We start from the raw sequence: 691 nt of genomic DNA, 5'->3' as shown, positions 1-691 counted from the left end.
CCGCCATGGATATCGCCGGCCTGCAGGCCGAGGATCCGCACGGCGTCGACGGCGTACTGCTCGCGACCAAGTCCGCGTCGACACCGGCGATCGCCGCCGCGCTGGCCGAGTGGCCCGGGGCCGGCGCTGTGCCCGTCGTCTCGCTGCAGAACGGCGTCGACAACGAACCCGTACTTGCGGATGCCCTGGGCGCCGATCGGGTGATCGGCGGCCTGTCCATCCGCATCGGCACCCACGTCACCGCCCCCGGCGTGATCGAGGCCACCGGCCCCGGGCAGGTCACCGCGGGCATCTGGCCCAACCGGGCCGAAGCACCGGAGGGGCCGGCATCGGCCTTCCTGCCCCGCCTGATGGCGGCCCTGCAGGCGGCGGGCGTGCCGGTACAGGAGACACCGGACATCCGCCGCGAGCTCTGGCGCAAGCTCATCATCAACAACGGCGTGAATCCGATCTCCGCGGTCACCGGCTGGGACAGCCAGCGCCTGACCCACGACGAGCGCATCGCGCCGGTGGTAAAGCGGCTCATGCGCGAGACCGCCACCGCGGCCCGGGCGGACGGCGTCGAGCTCGACGAGACGGACGTGGCGGAGATGTTCGGCATCATCCACGACCTCGACCCCATCAAGACCTCCATGCTCGTGGACCGTGAGCATGGCCGGCCGCTGGAGGTGGACGCCATCTGCGGCCCGGT

General features: G+C 71.9%; 1 protein-coding gene. It reads left to right on the top strand.

The genetic code is table 11. From position 1 onward, the window contains the following. The coding region (locus G7A99_RS23150; protein ID WP_163144404.1) for a ketopantoate reductase family protein at positions 1-691 on the top strand (691 nt) is incomplete at both ends.

It is taken from the genome of Arhodomonas sp. KWT (assembly GCF_010993615.1).
The sequence above is the reverse complement of the archived record's forward strand: the minus strand, read 5'-3'. Positions and strand labels throughout refer to the sequence as shown.